General features: G+C 40.1%; 1 protein-coding gene. It reads left to right on the top strand.

The window, feature by feature from the left end; all coding sequences use genetic code 11:
* Nucleotides 1-377, top strand: a 377-nt coding sequence (locus tag CWB66_RS21260) for an NAD-glutamate dehydrogenase domain-containing protein (protein ID WP_138586985.1), incomplete at its 5' end; no start/stop codon positions are given.
* Nucleotides 378-399: the final 22 nt, after the last annotated feature.

The raw sequence follows: 399 nt of genomic DNA, 5'->3' as shown, positions 1-399 counted from the left end.
ATCGTAAAATCGATATGGTGTCGCACACTTACTTTAAATTAGGTGCGCAAATGGGACTACATTGGTTCTTAGATCAAATCACTAATCAACCGGTTTCTAACCATTGGCAGGCATTAGCGCGTGCATCATATCGTGAAGAGTTAGATTGGCAGCAACGCACCTTGTCAGCAGTGTTATTAAACCGCTTTGAAGGTGAATGCAGTGATGTAGATGGGCTAATTGTACAATGGATGTCTCGTCAAGATCTGTTACTTCAACGTTGGAAGCAAATGTTGACAGAGTTTAAAACATCGCAAAGTCACGATTTTGCTAAGTTCTCAGTGGCATTAAGAGAGCTCATGTTACTTGGTCACAACTGTGATACATCAGCAAAGTAACAAACTGCTAATGATTAAAACT

This window comes from Pseudoalteromonas sp. S558, assembly GCF_005886635.1.
Classification (GTDB): domain Bacteria; phylum Pseudomonadota; class Gammaproteobacteria; order Enterobacterales; family Alteromonadaceae; genus Pseudoalteromonas; species Pseudoalteromonas aliena.
Note: the sequence above shows the minus strand (reverse complement) of the source record. Positions and strands in the feature narration are given on the sequence as shown.